A 19,401-nucleotide genomic window follows, 5' to 3' on the forward strand; every position below is an offset into this window, starting at 1 on the left:
CCGCTCTGGCACAGGAGGGCGATCGGGACGACAATGAGGTGGTGGTCCCTCCTCGCATCAGTGCGGACGGCGACACGATGAACCCTGCCGCCCGTAAGATCCAGCGCGTATATCTGACCCTGACGCTGGGCAATACCATTGCGGCATCATTCATTTGGGGCATCAACACGCTTTTCCTTCTGGATGCCGGGTTGAGCAACCTTGAGGCGTTCGCCGCCAATGCCTTCTTCACCGCAGGGATGGTCCTCTTCGAGGTCCCCACCGGCGTGATCGCTGACGGTTGGGGCCGCAGGGCTTCCTTCCTTCTCGGAACGGTCACGCTGGCCGCATCCACCTACCTGTACTTCGTGCTGTGGCAAATCTCGGCGCCCTTCTGGATGTGGGCTGTAGTTTCCGTGTTGTTGGGGCTCGGCTTCACCTTTTTCTCCGGTGCCGTGGAGGCGTGGCTCGTGGATGCGTTGCGCTTCTCCGGCTATGAGGGCGGTCTTGAAACCGTCCTTGGACGAGGACAGATGGTGCAGGGCGTGGCGATGCTGGTGGGCTCAGTGGCTGGCGGAGTGATCGCCCAAGCCACCAATCTGGGTGTGCCGTTCTTGCTTCGCGTGGCGGTTCTGGTTGCGATGTTTGCCGTCGCGTTTGGACTAATGCACGACGTCGGCTTCTCGCCCGAACGCTCGACGCACCCCCTCCGCGCTACCCGGGCGGTGCTCTCCGCGTCGATCGAGAACGGTTTGAAAAATCCACCGGTGCGTTACGTCATGCTGGCCGCCCCCTTCAGCGCCGGCGTCGGGATCTATGTCTTTTACGCCCTCCAGCCGTATCTGCTGGATCTGTTCGGCGACCCCCGCGCCTACTCGATTGCCGGCCTGGCCGCAGCCATCGTGGCCGGTTCGCAAATCCTGGGCGGCTGGCTGGCGCCGCATGCACGGCGCGCTTTCCACAAACGCACGTCCGTCCTGATTCTTGTCGGTGTGGTGGGCGGCGTGACCCTGCTGGTCCTCGGCTTTACCCACGTCTTTTGGGTAGCACTGGTCCTGCTGGCGTTCTGGAGCATCGTCGGTTCCGCCGCCACACCGGTCCGGCAGGCCTATGTGAACGACATGATCCCGTCCAAGCAGCGGGCCACCGTCTTGAGCTTCGATTCGCTCATGGGCTCCAGCGGTGGCGTCGTCATTCAGCCGCTGCTCGGCCGCGGCGCCGACCTCTATGGCTATCCAGCGTCATTGGCGATGGCAGGCATTATTGAACTGGTCGCGGTGCCGTTCCTGTTGGCGAGCCGGAAGCAGGGTTCAGCAGCAGACCGGGCCACCACGGCCGGGTGACCACCCCGGCTCACTCACTGGCAGGGGGCAAGGGCGCCAACAGTGCATCCTGCAATTCCGGACCCACGCCCGGCGGAACGTCAAGTTCCACTGCCAGGGCAAGCAGCGCCCTGCTGAAGTAGTTCCTTGCTGCGGCGGCCAGCGTGATGTCCGCGATCTCCCGGTCGCTGAAGCCAAGGTCGCGCAGCCGCTGCGTATCGTTGTCGTCCATTCCCACCGCATCCGTGCTCAGTTTCACGGCGTAGTCCATCATGGCGACTTCTTCAGGCGGCAAACCGGCATCGCGATAATTGCGGGCCAGGGCGAGCAGTTGCTCCTCGTCGATGATGGTGAGGGTTTTCTTGCCGTGGGCCAACCGGCAGTGCGACGAACCGATGGCTTGGGCGGCAGCAAGCGTGACCAGTTCATAGCGGCGCAGACCCAATGAGGAGCTGATGGCCTGGGTCAGTGATTCCCAGATCCGGTGCGCCTCCGGGTTCAGGCTCATGACTTTGGTGTGGCTGGGAACGTAGCCCATGGAGCGGGTATCGGCATCGTAGATTTCGGCCGTCAAGCCGGTGGCCTCGGCTTCGGATGGCACCTTGAGGATCGACATGGGGGCAATTGTGGCCCTGCTTGGGGTGTTTGTAAATGCGGCTTCCGAATCAGCGGAGGGCGTCCGAGATTGACTTCGCGCCACCGTGGCTGCTTTGCCCTCCATCTACCGGAAGGTCCACTCCCGTGACGAAAGCGGCCAAGGGACTCAGGAGGAACAGCACGACGGCGGCCACCTCCTCAGGCGTTCCGGTGCGGCCCAGCGGAGTCTCGGCTATGGTGGCTTCCCTGAAGGCAGGCTTGGCGCCAGCGGTCATAGGGGTCTCGATGAATCCCGGATGAACCGAATTGACGCGGATTCCCTGCGGCCCGAGCTCTGTGGCGGCTGCGATGGTGAGTCCCCGCAACGCCCATTTGCTGGCTGTGTAAGCCACCGGATAGTGCCCGCTGAGTGCCGCTACTGAGCCGACGTTGACGATGGAGGCACCGGCATCCATCAACGGGACGCATGCCTGAATTCCCAACAGGGCACCTGTCACGTTCACGTCCGACACTGCGGCGATGTCGGCCGGTGTGGCCTCGAGAAGGCGGCTGCGGCGGGTGATGCCGGCGTTGTTGACCAGGCCGTCCAATCGACCGCGCCCCTCCCGGACGAAGCCGGCCAAGGAAGCCCAGCGTTCAGCATCTGTGACATCAAGCTGACGGTAAGTGATGCGATCGGGGTGTCCGGCGACTGCAGTCTCCATGGCTGCGGAGGGCTCCACTGTCAGGTCTGTGGCAATGACCGTGGCCCCCGCAGCGGCCAACATCAGGGTTCCGGCCAGGCCTTGGCCGCCATTGGCGCCGGTGACCACAATGGTTCGCTCACGCATATCAATCACGGCAGGGCCTCCATTGTTCTGTGGGATTGCTCAGCCGGGCAGAACAGCCGACCAGCCGCCGTCGACCATGAGGTTGCGCCGGTGACGTACGAGGCCTCGTCCGAGGCGAGGAAGAGCACGCAGTTGGACACTTCCACCTCGTGCCTGAGATTCCACGTCCAGTCCTGGTAACTGATGTCCTCCAACGCGGCGAAACGGGTGGCGGCAGGCGCCCCTGCGCCGAGGCGATACCGGTGGCCATGGCGACCCTCCCGGCAAGGCGGTGCGTTGGTGCGGCGACGTTGACTGGCATGCCACCATCCTGCGGCCCATGGTGCTGCTGGGGAATGGCCGGTATCGCATACGAACCATCCATACAGTGGATAGTCCATGAGGCTACGTGCCATGAGGCTACCTGGCAGGAACTGCCGAAACAGTGACGGGATGCGCTGTCACCGGAAAAATCTCATGCAACTGTGAGCAGGCGCGCTGCACCACAGAGCGGAGCCACACGTTGGCCGGGTCCTCCGTCTGGGAAGGGTGCCAGTACATCGCTTCCACCAAGGCAGCTTCCAGCTCCCCATCAAACTCCAGCACTTGGATGTTGGCTCCGCGCTGGGCCCTCGACGCCAGCATCCGCGGAACCAGCGCTATCAGATCCGTGCCTTCAACCAGCAACGGGAGTGACAGGAAGCCCGCCACTACGGCCGCCACCCGACGGCGGACACCGCGAGACTCAAACAGCTTGTCAGCCGGGGTGCTGATGCCCTCGCCGAAGTAGCCGACAGCATGCGGCACCTCCACAAGATCTGCCACTGACAAGCTGGGCAGCTGAAGAAGTGGATTCCCGGCGTCGGCCACCGCCACGAAACTGTCCCGGAAAAGCTGCTTCGTCTCACCCTGCATTTTGTAGCCAGTGGGCCCCACCAAAAGGTCCATCCGGGAGTACTCAGCCATGGTGCCCTGCAGTCCGGACGTGGGAACGAAATCCACCACGACGCCCGGCGCTTCCTGCTGCAGGATGCCCCGCAGAGGACCCACGATGAGCGCCGCAGCATAGTCGGAAGCGGCAATGACGAACTCCCGCCCGCTCGTCGCGGCATCAAAGCCTGACCGAACGCGGGTGGCCCTCTGAACGTGGAGCATCGCTTCATCGACCAGCGGGACCAACGACTGCGCGAAGGGAGTGAGATCATAGGTGCGGCCATTGCGGACCAGCAGTTCGTCATCGAAATGCCTCCTCAACCTGGCCATCGCCGCGCTGGTGGCAGGCTGGCTGAGCCGGAGCCTTTCTGCCGCCCGGGAAACATTCCGCAGCTCCAACAGAACCTGCAGTTGGGGCAACAGGTTCAGGTCCAGGTTCTTCATCCCCCTAGGTTATCCAGCCACCAGGAACATTAGTTGCCGACCGGCACCAGCCGCGGCCCACGGACCACAACGGCCAGCAGCGCAACCGCACAAGCGAGGCCCAACGCACCGAGTGCAAGACTGAGGTTGCCCAACCCGGCAGCGGCTGCACCGAGGACTATTGGCGTTAGGAACTGTCCAATGAACAAGCTTCCTGTCCAGATGCCAGTACCACGGCCGCGCTGGGAGAACTCCAAGCCGTTGACCGCCCACGTCAAAAGCGTTGGCAACAGGACGCCGGTGCCGGCGCTGGCAACAACGGCACCCAGGATTGCCAGAGGCACGTTGGTGGCCACGGAGACCAGGCAAAGCCCGACTGCAGCAAGTCCGAAGGCGCCCACCAACAGCTTCCGGGTACCCAACCGGGCGAGAAACCGGAACGAAATGGCGCCTGCTGCGGTGGCCAGGGAGGCTATCGCAGCGGCACCGCCGATGAGGCCGGTATCGGTCACGCCCAAGCCGGTCATGACATACGGCAAGTGAACAATCAGGGCGTAAAACACGATCCCGCCGAACAATGTCACTGCCGCTGGTGCGCCAATCCGACGCCAAGGCACCGGCTGTTTGGCCGCCGTCGCAGGCTGTCCCTGGGTCTTTGCAGGTTCCCGGAGCTTCACGATCATCGGCACCACCAGGACGGCGCTGACCGCGTAGAGCCAGAACGGCGTCCGCCAGCTGATACTCCCCAGGGCGCCTCCAAGTGCGAAGAACGCGGTGGCTGCCAGAGCGCTGACCATGGTCTGCAGCCCGAGGTACTTGTTCCGCTGCGGTCCGTCGTAGTAATCGGTGATCAACGTGGTGCAGCAGGTCATGATGGCCGCCTCCGCGATGCCAACGCCGGCTCTTGACACAGCAATGGCGCCCAAGGAGTCCAGCCACAAGGGAGCCGTACCGAAGAGTGCGTAAGCGAACATCGCAAAGACCAGAAGCTGCTTGCGCCCCACACGATCAGCGACGTAGCCGGCCAACGGGGAGAACAATGCCACGAAAAGGGCAGGGAGGGTGAGGACCAGCGGAACCAGAATGGCGACGCCGGCGGTGTCGGCGAACACCTGGTTCAACGTGGGGAGGACAGGTGCCAGCAGGACTGCGCCGAGTACGGGCATGCAGCTGCCGGCCACCAGAAGTACCGCCTGGGTCTTTCCGGCCGTTCGCCCGGACGCTGGCGGATGGGTCTCGATCGCAGTTGGATCCATGGTGCTCATTGGGTGTTCCTTCGCCTTTGAAGTTGTCCCCGGACAGTGGCAAAGAGCCGGGAGGGACTGCACTCACTGTGACAAGGGCACCCGCAGGCGGAGAATACCTCTTTCGGTATAGCTGGTATTTGTCCCGTTGATGGCGGGGCGGCACCCGATAACCGGGGTATTCGCGCGGCGGATACTTGCTATCAGATATTTGCCCTTCTCCAAATACGTGATGTGTCTCATGGTGGTTGCAGGACCTGCACAGAACTGTCCGGGCCATCAGCACCTGGAAGGAATTCATCGTGGAAACTCCCCTCTCCCATCTTGCCCACCTCGAGATCACCACGCCGGACGTCGAAGCCTCGGCGCGGTTCTACGAGGACAAGTTCGGCATGCGCATCATCGACCGCGTGGAGGGCAACGTGTACCTGCGCTGCTGGGGCGACTACTACCGCTACAGCCTGGTGGTCACCCAAGGCGAGGAAGCGTCGCTGGGCCGGATGGCGTGGCGGACCAACTCCCAGGACGCCCTGGAAGCCGCAGCAGCCCGCGTCGAAGCAACCGGCGTGCAGGGCACGTGGACCGCCGGCGGCCATGGTTTCGGCAAGGCTTACGAATTCACCGGCCCTTACGGACACCACATGCGCCTGTTCCATGACGTAGAGAAGTTCGTGGCCGAACCCGGCTTTGAATCCACCTACCCCGACCGTCCCGAGCGCCGCAGCAGCCATGCAGCCGCTCCCCGCTTCCTGGACCACGTCACGGTCGCTTCCTCCGACGTCCGCGGCTTTGCCAAGTGGTACAACGAGGCATTGGGTTTCCGCGTCATGGCCTTCGTGGACCTGGACGAAGCACCCATCACGGTGTTCTCAGTACTGACCACCAACGAGAAGTCCCATGACCTGGGCGTCGTCCTGGACACCTCCGCGCGTGCTGGCCGCGTCAACCACATCGCCTTCTGGGTGGACGCCACTGAGGACCTGCTCCGCACTGCCGATGTCATGATGGAAAACGGCACCCCCATGGAATACGGCCCGTCCATCCATGGCGTAGGCGAGCAGAACTTCCTGTACTTCCGGGAGCCGTCCGGCCTGCGCGTGGAACTGAACTCCGGCGGCTACCGCAACTACGTCCCTGACTGGGACGCCAATACCTGGAAGCCCTCCGAAGGCTCCAACAACTTCTACAAGAACGGCGCCATGCCGCACTCCATGACCGAATCCTTTCCGCCCGCCGAAGGATTCACCGCCACTGAAGAAGGCGCCTCCGCCGAAATGAAGGAAGCCCTCCTGAACCCCTATGCAAAGCAGGGCCGCGGCTAATGACGCAACCACACTATGCACTGGTCCGCTTCCAGGAGCCCGGCGACACCAAGACAAAAGCAGGCCTCGTGGTCGGCGAACGGGTCCTTGCACTGGACAGCGACATCAACTCGCTGATCCAGCACTGGGACACCACGGAGGCCGAGCTGGATTCCCTTGCCGCCTCCGTTGGCGGGGAAACCGGGCTGGCGCTGTCCGGCGTCGAGGTCCTTGCCCCGGTGGAACCCGCCCAGGTCCTGCAGACCGGCGCCAACTACCGCAAGCACGTCATTGACCTGGCCGTCGCACACCGCGACACCGGCGAGGACGCCGAGGAAGTGCGGGCCAAGACCGCCGCGATGATGGACCAGCGGGCCGGTCAGGGCACGCCCTACTTCTTCATCGGCCTCCCGACGGCCATTGCTTCGGCAACCGAAGACCTCACCTTGCCCTCCTACAGCAAGTCCCACGACTGGGAGTTGGAGCTGGCTGCGGTCATCGGGAAAGAAGCGTTCCGTGTCAGCCCGGAAGAAGCTCTTGAGTACGTCTTCGGGTACACCATGGTTAACGACATCACCACGCGGGAGTACGTCTTCCGCAAGGACATGCCTGCCATCGGCTCGGACTGGTACCGTGCAAAGAACGCTCCCGGCTTCCTCCCCACCGGTCCCCTGCTGGTCCCCGCCAAGTTCTTCGGCGACCCGCAGGATGTCCAGGTCACGCTGAAGCTCAATGGCAAGGCCATGCAGGACGAGTCCACGCAGGACATGATCTTCGGGGTTGCCAAACTTGTCAGCGAAGCCTCGCAGATCATGCCGCTCCGTGCGGGCGACCTGGTCCTGACCGGCAGCCCGGCCGGGAATGGCCAGCACTGGGGAAGGCTCCTGCAGGACGGCGACGTCATGGAAGGCACCATCACCGGACTGGGCACCCAACTCATCCACTGCAAGGACGAACAGTGACCACCGACGCCGTGGAGGCACACCTGATCCAGCGTACTGATCCGTTGGCCACCATCGCTGCCGCCGCAGAAAGATTCAACAACTGGGGCCGCTGGGGCGAGGGCGATGTGCTCGGAACGTTGAACTTCATTGATGCCGGCAAGCGGGTGGAGGCTGCAGCGCTGGTCACCACCGGAGAGGCCTTCTCCTTGTCCCAGCCCTTCGACACCAATGGGCCGCAGAAGGGGTGGCGTCGCCGCACCAACCCGGTCCACACCATGACCGACACCGGGGTGGATGCGGAGCGGGGCAACCAAGGGTTCCCGCACGGTTTCGGCGGCGCCGACGACGTCATAGCCATGCCTTTGCAGTGTTCCACGCAATGGGACGGACTGGGTCACATCTTCGACCGCGGCAAGGCATGGAACGGCCGCGCAGCCGGGGACGTGGTGACGTCCGAGGGCGACCTCGTGACCGGGATCGAAACGGCCGCGGCCAAGATCGTCACCCGCGGCGTGCTCCTGGACGTCGGACGGGCACTGGGCCAGGACCTGGGACGTGCCGATGGCGAACTGCCGGACGGCTTCGCGATCACTCCGGAACACCTGCAGCGGACCATTGAACGCCAGGGGCCCAGCTCGACAGTTCGCCGGGGAGACATCGTGGTGATCCGCACGGGCCAGTACACCCGGGTCCGTCGCGACGGATGGGGAGATTACGCCGGTGGCTCCGCACCAGGGTTGTCCTTCAGCACCGCTGCGTGGCTGCACGCCTCGGAAATCGCTGGAATCGCTACCGACACGTGGGGTTTCGAGGTGCGGCCGAACGAGTTTGAGGGCGCTTTCCAACCCCTGCACCAGATCGCCATCCCCAACCTGGGCTTGTTTTTGGGGGAAATGTGGGATCCGGATGGTCTTGCCGAAGCGTGTGCCGCCGACGGCAAGTATGACTTCATGCTGACCGCTGCACCCCTTCCGATCACCGGGGCTGTGGGATCACCGGTCAACCCCATCGCGGTCCGCTGACACCGGCCCCCCCACGCAACACCATAGGCAGTAAAGCCGTCACCACAAAGGAGTCTTAAGATGGCAGCAGTACAGAAGGTCGGAATCGTCGGAGCCGGAGCCGCGGGGCTCACTGGCGGCATTCTCTTGGCCGACGCCGGCGTCGAGGTGGAAATCCTGGAGAAGGCCTCTGAACCGCAAACCCTGGGTTCCGGCATCACCCTCCAAGGCAACGCCCTGCGCATCCTCCGGGACCTGGATGTCTGGGATCAGGTGCAGGCGAAAGGGTACGCGTTCAGCACCCTTGGCCTGCGCGCCCCCGACCCCGCCGGTACTGTGATCGCGGTCCTGGAGGACATCCGCACCGGCGGCGACGATCTTCCCGCCACGCTCGGCATGTACCGTCCGGACCTGACCGCCATCCTGCGGGAGCGGGCAGAAAAGGCGGGGGCCAGGATCAGGTACGGCCAAACGGTCACCGGTATAGACGACGACGGCGGCAGCGTCACCGTCCGCACGGCCGACGGCGGCAGCTCGGGCTTCGATCTCCTGATAGGCGCGGACGGACTCCATTCGGCCGTCCGAAGGGCCATCGGCATCGACGTGGAGCCGAAGCCCACGGGCATGGGCATCTGGCGGGCGTTCGTGGAACGTCCCGAAGATGTAGTCCGGACGGACCTGACGTACGGCGGCCCCTGCTTCATCGCGGGCTACTGCCCCACGGGACCGGACACCATTTACGCCTACCTCGTGGAGAAGGCGCAGGAACGCAGGCCTGTAGACGGTCCCCGCGTGATGGCCGAGCTGGCCGCGGCCTACGGCGGCCCATGGAATCAGATCCGCGCCACCCTGGACCACGGTGCGCACATCAACTACACCTGGTTCACCTCCCATGTGGTGGAAGGTCCCTGGAACCGCGGCCGCGCCGTCATCATCGGCGACGCCGCCCATAGCTGCCCGCCGACGGTGGCCCAGGGTGCCGCGATGGCTTTGGAAGACGCCGCCGTGCTCGCTGAACTCCTCCTTTCAGCCGACCATCTCACCGAAACGTTGTGGAAAGAGTTCGCGGACCGTCGTTTGGACAGGGCGACAGCGGTGGTTCAGGCCTCCGTCCAGTTGGGCCAGTGGCTGCTGGACGGCGTCCGGGACGCCAACGTGCCCGGACTGATGAATTCCCTCTCCACCATGCTGAAGGAACCCGCGTGAACCCCCCTGCCACAGGCCTGCCCACCGTCGATGTACACGCCCATGTCCTGCTTCCGGCCCTTCAACAGCTTGCAGCGGAGGGCGACCCGAATGGTTTTGCAGCTCTCCAGGCACTGGAAGCCCGGCGAAACGGGCCCGAGTCCATGGCCAACTCCGGACTGATGATCAAAGAGCGATGGCCGCAGCTGACCGACCTCGAGCGGCGCCTGGCAGACATGGATGCCCAGGGCGTGGACGTTCAACTGGTCTCCCCGTCACCGTCGCACTTCTACTACTTTGCCGGCGAATCGCTGTCGCTGACGCTTGCCACCCAGGCCAACGAGGCCGTCCGTGGCTACGTGGGCAGGGCTCCTGACCGCCTGAACGGACTAGGCCTGGCACCCTTGCAGCATCCGCACCTCATGGTGGAAGCACTGGAGCACGCGGTACTTGAATGTGCCCTCCTCGGCGTGGAGGTCGGCTCGTTCGCGGCCACTCCAGGAGACCCGGAACGCAGTACCGTGGAACTCTCCGACCCCCGGCTGGAAGCCTTCTGGAGCCGGGCGGAGGAACTGGGCGCCATCATTTTCCTGCACCCATTCGGCTGCTCCCTGGATGAGCGCCTTGACCGTTTCTATCTGGCCAACACCGTCTCCCAGCCCGCCGAAAATGCCGTGGCGTTGTCCCACCTTATTTTCAGCGGCGTATTGGACCGGCATCCTGACCTCAAAGTGCTCGCCGCCCACGGCGGGGGTTACCTTCCCACTACCATCGGCCGATCGGACCACGCCTGGAAAGTGCGCCCCGAAGCACGCCGGTGCGCCGAACCGCCGTCGTCCTATCTCCAGCGGATCTACTTCGACTCCCTGGTCCATAACCCGCGTGAATTGCGTTCACTCGTGGACGCGGCGGGTGCCGGGCAGGTCCTGGTCGGCTCGGACTACCCCTTCGACATGGGCTCGGACCGGCCTGTCGAGGAAGTCCGTGCAGCAGGGCTGCCCGACGCCGCCGCGGCCAGGATTCTCGCCGGCAATGCCGCCGGACTCGGTATCTCCGCCGCGGCGGCGCTCACCGCCCGCCCCACCGCCTAAGGAAGCAGACATGGTAAAGATTGCCCGCTGGAATTACGACGGCGGAATCCAGGAAGGCTTCGTCGACGACGGCACCTGCTTCGCTCTGTCCGGGGGACGTACAGTCAACACCCTCTTGGCCGCCGGACTGGAAGAGACCCTGGCCATCGCCGCGGAAACTCTTCGCAGCCAACGCCCGGTCGCCTTCCGGGACGTAGAACTGCTGGCACCGCTGACTCCTGCCACCATCCGGGATTTCGTTGCCTTTGAGGAACACGTCGAGGGTGTGCGCAAGAGTATCGATGGAGTGGCCGGCGTCGTGCCCGAATGGTACGAAGCCCCCACGTTCTATTTCACCAACCCCCACACGGTGACGGGCACGCGGGAGGTGATCGGTATTCCGGCGGGCTGCCACGAGCTGGACTTCGAGACCGAAGTTGCTGCCGTCGTCGGACATGTACCGGGAAGTGACGGCAGGAACCTGTCATCAACGGATGCCCACCGGCACATCTTCGGCTACACGATTCTCAACGATTGGTCAGCGCGTGACCTGCAGCGCCGCGAGATGAAAGTCAGCCTCGGCCCCTGCAAGGGCAAGGACTTCGCCAACACGCTCGGTCCATGGATCGTGACCGCCGATGAGTTCGGGCATCTCCACGACGACGAAGGCTTCCTTCCCGTCACCATGGAAGTGGAAGTGAACGGGGAACCGATTGGCCGGGATCTTCTGTCCAACATGGGGTGGCCCTTTGCAGAGCTCGTCGCCTACGCGTCCCAGGACTCCGTGGTGCGACCTGGCGACGTCCTCGGATCAGGAACCTGCGGCAGGGGCTGCCTTGCCGAACTCTGGGGACGAAATGGATCCAGGACGCCCCCGCCCTTGCAGACGGGCGATGTCGTGCGGATGACCGTGGAAGGCATCGGCTGGATCGAGAACACTGTGGGCCAACGCCGTAACGCGGAGACCCGTGTGGGCGCCCGGCCCCGGAAGCTTGAAACCCGGTAGCTTTAGGGGATGCGACATGACGCCGACGAGATCGGCAAACTGTCTCCACCCCTTGAAGAAAGCGCGGCCCATCCTTGATCTCCCTGCAGCAGGACCCCGAAGGCTTTGTCCGAATGAAGCGCCACTTCCCGGCTGGAGCGTCGGTAGCCATACTCTTCACCGATGGAACCCAGGAAATTTTCACCGGACAACGCCTTAACGAAATCTACGATCAAGCCTTGGCGGCGTACCGGGCCGGCAACCACCTGGACGCCAAGGGCTTCAACCGTGGACCCCGGAAGATGGTCCAGCAGGGCATCGATTTCGTTGCCGTTGCGCCCGGTATGTCTACCTAGCTGTCCCTCTCCGGCCGGAGGCGTGTTCGACACAGAACGGCGTCCATGGCCGGGCCTCGAGCCGAGCCTCCGGTATGTCTGTGCCGCAGACCTGGCACCTGCCGTAACTGCCATCGGCAATCCGTTCAAGGGCAGCCCTGACCTGTTCCAAGCCAGCCTGGCTTTGGTCGAGCAGGGCTGCCGCCTGGGACAACTCGAACGCTATGGTGCTGCCCTCTGGGTCATGCTCGTCATCCACGTTGGAATCCTGTCGGGCATGGCTTACCGAGGTGATGTCGCTTCGCAGCGCCTTCAACAGTTGGAGTTTGCGGTCCCGCTCTTGTTCCAGGAGGAGTCGAAACCGCCCTACGTCAATCACGACGGGTCACAGGTCCACTGTCCCACTTTCGCCAACGCTGAAGCGTGAGTGGGTGACCTTCGATTTGACCCACTGGAGTACCGTGGCGGCGGTGCCGCCAGGGCTGCTCCAGTACTCTGCCGAGTCCGAGTCGACCCGGAGCAGGCACACGTCAGGGGTTTCCGGCCCATCCGGGTACCAAGCCTCCACCACCTGGTTCCACATGTCGCGAATCTTCTGCCGATCGGTGACTACCTCGGCAGTTCCGGCTACGGAGACCCATTCCGTCTTCTTTCCGAACGACACGTTGACCCGGGGATCATGCCTCACATGTGCCACCTGCGACGTGCCCAGACCCGTAAAGAACCACAAGTCGCCGTCGTCCTTGACATCCTGGACCGCCAGCGGCCTGCTGACCAGGGCGCCTTCTTCGTTGATGGTGGTCAACATGCCGATCCTGGAGTCATTGATGATGTCCACGACCTTGCTGATTCCCTGCTCTTCAGTCACGCCGTCGCCTCACTTCCCTGTATGCCGGGGACTTTCCCCAAGCCGCCAGCCTAATAGTAAGACTACTGATTTACTAGGAGGTCCAGGGATGCCGCAACATCACTCGACTGAAGTGCGATGGCTGTCCGGGAATCATGCTGCAGGCTTGAACGTTCTTTTGGGTAATGACAGCCGACGGCGGTCAGGCATGCCTGAGAGGGCAGGCAAAGCGACGGGAAGTTTGGGGACTGCCATGACGTTGAACGAAACACTTGCCCACCTTCGGGCCGCGCACCTCATGGTTCGGGACGCCGGGGAATGGGACGGCCTCACCGCGGCACTCGGTTCGGCCTACACGGCCGGGGACGAAGACCTTATTGAGCAACTGAGGCCACCGTTCCTGCAGTCATGGCGGACCGTTACGGGCTACGTCCTGCGGGACACTTTTGACGCAGCGGGGATTGCCGTCACGGAACCCGGTCATCCTTGGGGTATCGCCACCCTTACCGCCAACGGCATCAGTGTCGAACCGCTGTTGTGCCTTCTTAATGAGGTGGGTGAGGAAGTACACGGGAACCCCTTTGACACTGCCGGCCTGGAAAACACCCGGCTACTCACCTTCGCCGAGGCAATGAACCACTATGCGGACTGCCTGGCTCCCTTCTTTGATGAGCCGGCAGTCGATCACCGGGCGCCCGCAGCTGAGCTGAGCTGAGCTCGTTAGGGTCCGGCCACGCCTCATGGCCGCCGGGGTTCGGGTGGACCGTCAATGACCCTCGGGATGTATTCCAGCAATTGGGACCGCTTATCGAACGTCCGGCTGTCCACCAATTCCAGGGCGACGTCCGGGTAGCCGTCATAAATGCGTTCCCGCCCGGTCTTTCCGGTGATCACCGGGAACACCACCAGCCGATACCTGTCCACCAACCCGGCCGTCAGCAGTGACCGGCACAGGCTGAGACTGCCCAGAGTGCTCAGGGTACCTGTTCTCGTGCGCTTCATTTCCCTCACCGCTTCAATGGCATCGCCGGATACCAGCTCCGAATTCGGCCAGGCCAAGGGCTCTTTGAGCGTGGAGGAAAAGATGACTTTGGGAATGGCCGCCAGCCCCGACAAGCTGGCACCTTCTTCTTCGGAGAACTCCGGGGATTCCCCGGATGCCTGCTCCGACATACTGGACATCACCCGATAGGTATTGGCGCCCATGAGAGTGGTGTACTCCTTCTTTCCCTCCTCCTCAAGCCATGCCAGATACTCGGGTCCTTCAAGTCCCCACCAGCCGGGCCAGCCCTCGGCGGAGGCGTAGCCATCCAGGGAAATGATGAGGTCCACGATCAGGGTTGCCGAAGATCCGCCCGCGGTTGATTCACTCATGCTTGCCCTCCTGGTATGTACCGTGCGGCACATGCTAGCCCCGGGGCCAAGAGACGTTCAAGGGGTTCAGGATGGGAACAGCAAGAGAACGAAGCCGCCCACGGTACTGACGATGCCCAGCCCGGTGAGAATCCAGCCCAGGATCAACACTGTGTTGTCGTGGTGCGGTGGTTTGAGCGAGCAGCGGGAGGGATGGCAGACGTCGTAATGCACCACCACCGCCCGGGGCTCAATGGTGCCCTCCGTGGCGGGGATATCCAGCAGGACTTTGTGTTCCTCGTCGGCGTGGTCAACCCAATGGAGTCCCATGAATCCGCCCGCCGCGAACCTTTCACCGTCCGCTGTCACCCACACGCAGCACCGCTTGGCGATGATCCACGCACTGATCAAGAGAGGCACGCCGGGGACAAACCCCACCCACGTCATCATTTCCAGGATGGGGCCAAGAACGTCCACGGTACCGGCCATACTCTCGATCCTATGTGCTGGAACCCAGTGCGGTGCGGATTGTAGAGCCGGGGCTCAAACAGTCCGGTCGACCCGTGAACGCCACAGCAAGTAGACGAAGTACGGTGCACCCACAAGCGCCGTCATGATGCCGGCGGGGATCTGCGCCGGAGCGATGAGCGTACGGCCGATGACATCGGCGAATACCACCGTGCAAGCCCCGATGAGGGCAGCCACCGGAAGCACCCGGGAATGGCGCGCCCCCACCAGTGTGCGCGCCGCGTGGGGTGCCACCAGTCCCACGAACGCGATCACACCCACTGATGAAACAGCACCTGCAGTCAAAAGCACGGCAACCGACAGCAGGAGCAACCGGGAACCGGACAGGCCGATGCCCAGAACCCGCGGCGAATCATCGTCTACGGCGATGAGGTCCAGGTCCCGCCGCATGCCCCCCAGGACGGGCAATGACACCATGAGCGCAAGGAGTGGCGGCAGGACTGAAGCGAAATTGCGGCCATAGGTAGAGCCGGACAACCACGTCAAAGCCTTCGTTTGGTTGAACGGGTCCGTACTCACCAGGAGAACGGTGATCATCGCGGCCAATCCCGCGGAGACGCCGATGCCTATCAGGACCAAACGGTTCTGCTGGAGTCCGCCACGGAACGCAAGGCCGAAGACCAGCAACGCCGACAACGCCGCTCCCCCCAGCGCAGAGCCGGTAACCACCCATGAGCCGGCAGCAGGGACGGTGGTAATGACGATGATTGCCGCCAGCCCGCCACCGCCGGAGACGCCGAGAATCCCAGGCTCGGCAAGGGAGTTCCGGGAGACAGCCTGAATGAGTGCGCCCGCGAGTGCCAAGGCTGCCCCGGCAAGGACCGCTGCCAGGACCCGGGGCATACGGGTACCCAGTACCGCGCTGACACGGTTACCCGCGTTGCCCGTCAGCCAATTGAGAAGGTCACCGAGCAGCAATTTGGCATCGCCCAGCAATGCCCCTGCTACCAGGAGGCCGGTCAGCAGGACCAGCAGGCCGACCAGGACAGCCAGGAAGAACCGCCGTGAGCGCAGCCGCGCCAAGGCATCTCCGGCGACGCTCAATCCGGCGTCGGACATTCGAAGGGCAAGCGCCACCAGGAAGACGGCGCCGAAAACCGTGGTGACTGCACCGGTGGGGATTTCAACGCCCGCTTGGGCACCGAAAATGCCCCGGACCAGGACATCGGCACCGATGACCACCACAGCACCGGCCAAACCGGAGATGGGCAGCAACGCCCGGTGCCTGCCCAGGCCACGGAGGCGGGAGGCCAGGAGCCGGACAATGGCGGGCGCGCACAGTCCCACAAAACCAATCGGTCCGGCGATGGTTACTGCGGCTGCAGACAGCACAACGGCAAGAACGACGGCGCCAACCCGGGCCACGCGCGGATCCGCGCCAGCCAGCCTGGAGGTGTCGTCGCCCAATCCCAGGAGGTCCATCCGGCGGGCAAGGAGAAACAGCCCGGCGACGGCCAGGAGTATTACGGGTGTGAACTGGATCAATTCATCAGTGCGTGACTGGGCAAGGCTGCCTTGGCCCCAAGCGTAGAGACCGGTGGTTTCCTGGCTGAACAACAACAGCAATGCGCTGGTAGCCGACTGCAGGCCCAGGGCAAGTGCCGAGCCGGCCAAGACCAGCCGGATAGGGCCGCCATTGCCATTGGCTCCCCCGCCGGACAACGCGAGCACCAGCATCGCGGCCGCCAAGCCACCGATGAAGGCGATACCGCCGGACAGCAGTGCCGGCAGTGCTACCCCGAACGCCGCCACCGCCACGATGGCAAAATGGGCGCCTGCGTTGACTGCAAGGGTGTCCGGGGAAGCCAGGACGTTGCGGGTGGCCGACTGCAAGGCTGCACCGGCCACCCCCAACGCCACGCCGACCAACAGGCCGGCGAATAGCCGCGGTCCGCGGGAGGCGACCAACACTGCGGTTTCCTGGTCGGTTCCGCTTCCGGTGAGCAACCCCAACAACTGGAGCGGGCCGACGTCGGCCGTTCCCTGGGTGAGGTGGATCAAGGAAAACAGTGCCAGGAGGACTGCCCCGGAACCAGCCACCAGAACCGTCCCGGAGCGGCGCTTGGGCCTTCGTCCGATCGCCGCGACAGGTCCGGGAGCACCCGCCACGGCCGTGGGACCGGTCAGGGCAGGCTTTTTTACAGTGTCGGTCATGGAACGGCTCGTGCTACTTGGTCAGGGAGGCGACGATGGCGTCGACGTACTGGGTCATCGACGCGGGCCCACCAAACATCCAGATACCGTCAGCGAGGCGGTGCACGTTGCCGGAGGCCACGAACGGAAGCGACTTCCACACGGCATTGTCGGTCAGCTGCCCGGTGAAGTCGCCGTCGGCGCTGTTGGTGATGTACACAAAGTGGTCGGCATTGACCGCGGTCAGTCCTTCGACGTCCGTGGAGCCCAACCCGTAAGCCGGGTCTCCCTCAACCGTCCAGGGGTTCACGAGTCCCAGTTCGGTGTTGATGTCCGCCAGCAAGGATCCCTTGGTAAAGGGACGGATGGAGACCTTGCCGTCAGCTACCCAGCCGTCGGCGAAGGCGACACGGGATCCACCCAGGCCGGCCTTCCCGAGGTCGGCTTTACCCTTGGCAACGGCGGCATCGAACGCTGCGATGGCCTCGTCGGCCTTCTTTTCGGTGCCGGTTGCCTTGGCCACCAGCTTCAGGTTGTCCTCGGCCTGGGCAATCTGGCGGCTGCCATCGGCAGACTTGACCACGACGACGGGTGCCAGTTCTTCGAGCTGCTTGATCACGGGCTCGGCGAGGTCCGTGGTGGCGACGATCAGGTCCGGATCCAGGGATGCGATGGTGTCGAAGCTGGGCTCGTTGCGCGTTCCGATGTCGGTGGGGGTGCTGTCCAGCTTGCCGGCAGTCACCCAGGTGCTGTAACCCTTGACGTCCGCCACGCCCACCGGCATGACGCCGAGGGTGGTCAAGTTCTCCACCACGTTCCACTCGGTGCCGACTACCCGCTTGGCAGGCCCATCGAGCTTGACCTCGGTGCCGCGGGCATCCGTCACAGTGATGGCTTCACCCGCAGGGGCGGAGGCCTGGCTTGCGGGGCCTTCCGTGGTACCGCAGCCGGTCAGCAGGACTGCCAGGGCGGCGGTGGCGGCCAGGGCTTTGTGGATCTTCATGGACACAGGGTCCCTTTCGTCGTGGGTTCTTACGTTGGGGTGGGAATCTTCAGCTGTCGCTGTGCCGTCCGACAGCGCGGGTGCGCAGCCGCCCGGTCAGCGGATCAGTATGGGTCACGATGCGGATTGAATAGACTTCGCTCAAAAGCGCGGCATCGAGTGCTTCATGGGCCGGACCTGCGGCTGCAATCCGGCCGTCGGAAAGAACCACCACGTGGTCGGCCAGCGCGGCCGCCTCGTCGAGGTCGTGGAGGACTACGCCAATGGCCACACCATGGACGCGGGCGAGGTCATGGACGAGGTCGAAGATTTCGACCTTGTAGCGCAGGTCCAGGTGATTGGTCGGTTCATCAAGGAGCAGCACGGAAGTGTCCTGGGCCAGGCAACTGGCAAGCCACACCCGCTGCAGTTGCCCCCCGGAAAGTCCGTGGACACCCCTGTCGCGGAGCTGGGCAACGCCCGTCAGCTCCATGGCACGGTCGACGGCGGCTGGACCCTCGGGGTCGGCAGCGCGCCACCGTCCGCGGTATGGATGCCGACCGAACTCGACGACGTCGCGAACGCTTAGGCCGTGCGGTACGGGACGGCTCTGCGAGAGCAACGTCACATGGCGTGCGAAGTCACTGCGCTTCATCATCAGCGCATCGGTGGCCTCGCCGCCGTCGGGCCGTACCGTGACGCTTCCGGCCGACGCTTCGTGCAGGCGGGCGAGTGCACGGAGCAGCGTGGACTTGCCACTGCCGTTCGGCCCGACCAACGCAACAATGCGGCCGGGCTCCAAGCGGAGGCCTGCGCCATGCACCACGTCCTTGTCCCCGTAGCGGAGGACCAGGTCAGTGGCCTCGAGGCCGGAAAGTTCACTCAGTTCAATCACAAAATGAAAGATTAGCTTAGCCTTACCTAATTCTGGAAAACGTGTCCCGGGATGTCCCACGCGCTCGCTCCATGACAGCCGCAGGGCGTGCGACGCTTGATGCATGGACATGGAAATTTCCCCTTCGTTGACCGTTCCCGCGTCGGAATTGTCGTGGCGGTTCTCACGCTCATCGGGGCCCGGTGGCCAGCACGTCAACACCACCGACAGCCGGGCCGAACTGATGTGGAACGTCGCAACGTCCGCAGCCCTCACGGATGAGCAGCGCTACCTGCTGCTCAGGCGCCTGGGGCGGAAGCTTGTTGGCGGAGTCATGACCGTCACAGCCTCCGAAGAACGGTCACAGCTGCGCAACCGCGAGATCGCCATGGCAAAGCTCGCTGAGCTGGTCAGGACCGGCCTCACGCCCGAAACCGTCCGGCGCGCCTCCAAACCCACCCGCGGCTCAGCCCGCCGTCACCGCGCTGCCAAGGAACTCAGGTCCGCGACGAAACAACAACGACGCCGGCCGCTTGCCGAGTAGGTGGTTTACCCG

The 19,401-nt window shown here is 64.0% G+C and carries 22 protein-coding genes; 10 read left to right on the top strand and 12 right to left on the bottom strand.

The genetic code is table 11. From position 1 onward, the window contains the following. The first annotated feature begins 77 nt into the window (after positions 1-77). Entirely contained in the window at positions 78-1,322 is a 1,245-nt protein-coding gene (locus QF015_RS02010; RefSeq protein WP_310205668.1) for an MFS transporter, read from the top strand. 10 nt (positions 1,323-1,332) lie between these two features. Here the strand turns inward: QF015_RS02010 and QF015_RS02015 are convergent, their stop codons facing one another. From QF015_RS02015 to QF015_RS02035, 5 genes are read right to left on the bottom strand one after another with little or no spacing between them, the layout of a single operon-like run. Further along, entirely contained in the window at positions 1,333-1,917 is a 585-nt protein-coding gene (locus QF015_RS02015) for a carboxymuconolactone decarboxylase family protein (RefSeq protein WP_310205105.1), read from the bottom strand. 49 nt (positions 1,918-1,966) lie between these two features. Continuing rightward, entirely contained in the window at positions 1,967-2,728 is a 762-nt protein-coding gene (locus tag QF015_RS02020) for an SDR family NAD(P)-dependent oxidoreductase (protein WP_310205671.1), read from the bottom strand. 5 nt (positions 2,729-2,733) lie between these two features. Continuing rightward, positions 2,734-3,123 (bottom strand): hypothetical protein, encoded by a 390-nt coding sequence (locus QF015_RS02025; RefSeq protein WP_429386528.1) that lies wholly within the window; start codon positions 3,121-3,123, stop codon positions 2,734-2,736. A gap of 4 nt (positions 3,124-3,127) precedes the next feature. Next, complete coding sequence (locus QF015_RS02030; protein WP_429386530.1) at positions 3,128-4,084, bottom strand: LysR family transcriptional regulator; 957 nt, start codon at positions 4,082-4,084, stop codon at positions 3,128-3,130. A gap of 29 nt (positions 4,085-4,113) precedes the next feature. Continuing rightward, positions 4,114-5,328 carry an MFS transporter gene (locus tag QF015_RS02035; RefSeq protein ID WP_429386532.1) on the bottom strand — a complete coding sequence of 405 codons (1,215 nt, stop codon included), beginning with the start codon at positions 5,326-5,328 and terminating at the stop codon, positions 4,114-4,116. A 281-nt stretch (positions 5,329-5,609) separates the two neighbouring features. On the opposite strand from QF015_RS02035, the gene QF015_RS02040 reads away from it, so the two are divergent. The 7 genes from QF015_RS02040 to QF015_RS02070 all read left to right on the top strand — a co-directional run bounded on the left by QF015_RS02040 (position 5,610) and on the right by QF015_RS02070 (position 12,149). Then, positions 5,610-6,629, top strand: a complete 1,020-nt coding sequence (locus tag QF015_RS02040; RefSeq protein WP_429386534.1) for a VOC family protein — start codon at positions 5,610-5,612, stop codon at positions 6,627-6,629. Beyond that, positions 6,629-7,570 (top strand): fumarylacetoacetate hydrolase family protein, encoded by a 942-nt coding sequence (locus QF015_RS02045; protein ID WP_310205116.1) that lies wholly within the window; start codon positions 6,629-6,631, stop codon positions 7,568-7,570. Before QF015_RS02040 ends, QF015_RS02045 begins: the two co-directional genes overlap by 1 nt. Further along, positions 7,567-8,574 carry a cyclase family protein gene (locus QF015_RS02050; protein WP_310205119.1) on the top strand — a complete coding sequence of 336 codons (1,008 nt, stop codon included), beginning with the start codon at positions 7,567-7,569 and terminating at the stop codon, positions 8,572-8,574. The genes QF015_RS02045 and QF015_RS02050 overlap by 4 nt, the downstream gene beginning before the upstream one ends. Positions 8,575-8,634: 60 nt before the next feature. After that, the gene (locus QF015_RS02055; protein WP_429386536.1) at positions 8,635-9,759 is read left to right on the top strand and encodes an FAD-dependent monooxygenase; all 1,125 of its coding nucleotides are present in this window, start codon (positions 8,635-8,637) and stop codon (positions 9,757-9,759) included. After that, positions 9,756-10,829 carry an amidohydrolase family protein gene (locus QF015_RS02060; RefSeq protein WP_310205125.1) on the top strand — a complete coding sequence of 358 codons (1,074 nt, stop codon included), beginning with the start codon at positions 9,756-9,758 and terminating at the stop codon, positions 10,827-10,829. Before QF015_RS02055 ends, QF015_RS02060 begins: the two co-directional genes overlap by 4 nt. Positions 10,830-10,839: 10 nt before the next feature. Beyond that, complete coding sequence (locus QF015_RS02065) at positions 10,840-11,814, top strand: fumarylacetoacetate hydrolase family protein (protein WP_429386538.1); 975 nt, start codon at positions 10,840-10,842, stop codon at positions 11,812-11,814. A gap of 74 nt (positions 11,815-11,888) precedes the next feature. Continuing rightward, the gene (locus QF015_RS02070) at positions 11,889-12,149 is read left to right on the top strand and encodes a hypothetical protein (protein ID WP_429386541.1); all 261 of its coding nucleotides are present in this window, start codon (positions 11,889-11,891) and stop codon (positions 12,147-12,149) included. Here the strand turns inward: QF015_RS02070 and QF015_RS02075 are convergent. Next, a complete protein-coding gene (locus QF015_RS02075; protein ID WP_310205133.1) occupies positions 12,142-12,507 on the bottom strand; it encodes a TraR/DksA family transcriptional regulator in 366 nt (121 codons plus the stop codon). The two genes, QF015_RS02070 and QF015_RS02075, sit on opposite strands and share 8 nt — an antisense overlap. Before the next feature lie 6 nt (positions 12,508-12,513). Then, the gene (locus QF015_RS02080; RefSeq protein WP_429386543.1) at positions 12,514-12,996 is read right to left on the bottom strand and encodes a pyridoxamine 5'-phosphate oxidase family protein; all 483 of its coding nucleotides are present in this window, start codon (positions 12,994-12,996) and stop codon (positions 12,514-12,516) included. Positions 12,997-13,228: 232 nt separating this feature from the next. On the opposite strand from QF015_RS02080, the gene QF015_RS02085 reads away from it, so the two are divergent. Further along, positions 13,229-13,690 (top strand): hypothetical protein, encoded by a 462-nt coding sequence (locus QF015_RS02085; protein ID WP_429386545.1) that lies wholly within the window; start codon positions 13,229-13,231, stop codon positions 13,688-13,690. 23 nt (positions 13,691-13,713) lie between these two features. On the opposite strand, the gene QF015_RS02090 is transcribed toward QF015_RS02085, so the two are convergent. The 5 genes from QF015_RS02090 to QF015_RS02110 form a co-directional block, all read right to left on the bottom strand. Next, positions 13,714-14,349, bottom strand: coding sequence for a dihydrofolate reductase family protein (locus QF015_RS02090; protein WP_429386547.1), 636 nt, complete (start codon positions 14,347-14,349; stop codon positions 13,714-13,716). Between the two features lie 66 nt (positions 14,350-14,415). Beyond that, positions 14,416-14,817, bottom strand: coding sequence for a hypothetical protein (locus QF015_RS02095; protein WP_429386549.1), 402 nt, complete (start codon positions 14,815-14,817; stop codon positions 14,416-14,418). 54 nt (positions 14,818-14,871) lie between these two features. Next, a complete protein-coding gene (locus tag QF015_RS02100; protein ID WP_429386551.1) occupies positions 14,872-17,010 on the bottom strand; it encodes an iron ABC transporter permease in 2,139 nt (712 codons plus the stop codon). A gap of 13 nt (positions 17,011-17,023) precedes the next feature. Further along, positions 17,024-17,998 carry an ABC transporter substrate-binding protein gene (locus tag QF015_RS02105; RefSeq protein ID WP_429386553.1) on the bottom strand — a complete coding sequence of 325 codons (975 nt, stop codon included), beginning with the start codon at positions 17,996-17,998 and terminating at the stop codon, positions 17,024-17,026. A 43-nt stretch (positions 17,999-18,041) separates the two neighbouring features. Then, positions 18,042-18,866: an ABC transporter ATP-binding protein gene (locus tag QF015_RS02110; RefSeq protein ID WP_429386555.1), complete on the bottom strand. Its 825-nt coding sequence runs from the start codon at positions 18,864-18,866 to the stop codon at positions 18,042-18,044. A gap of 103 nt (positions 18,867-18,969) precedes the next feature. Here QF015_RS02110 and arfB point away from each other — a divergent pair, with 103 nt between their 5' ends. Then, a complete protein-coding gene (gene arfB, locus QF015_RS02115; RefSeq protein WP_429386557.1) occupies positions 18,970-19,389 on the top strand; it encodes an alternative ribosome rescue aminoacyl-tRNA hydrolase ArfB in 420 nt (139 codons plus the stop codon). Positions 19,390-19,401 lie beyond the last annotated feature (12 nt).

It is taken from the genome of Paenarthrobacter sp. TE4293, from assembly GCF_050435325.1.
GTDB classification, from domain to species: domain Bacteria; phylum Actinomycetota; class Actinomycetes; order Actinomycetales; family Micrococcaceae; genus Arthrobacter; species Arthrobacter nitroguajacolicus_C.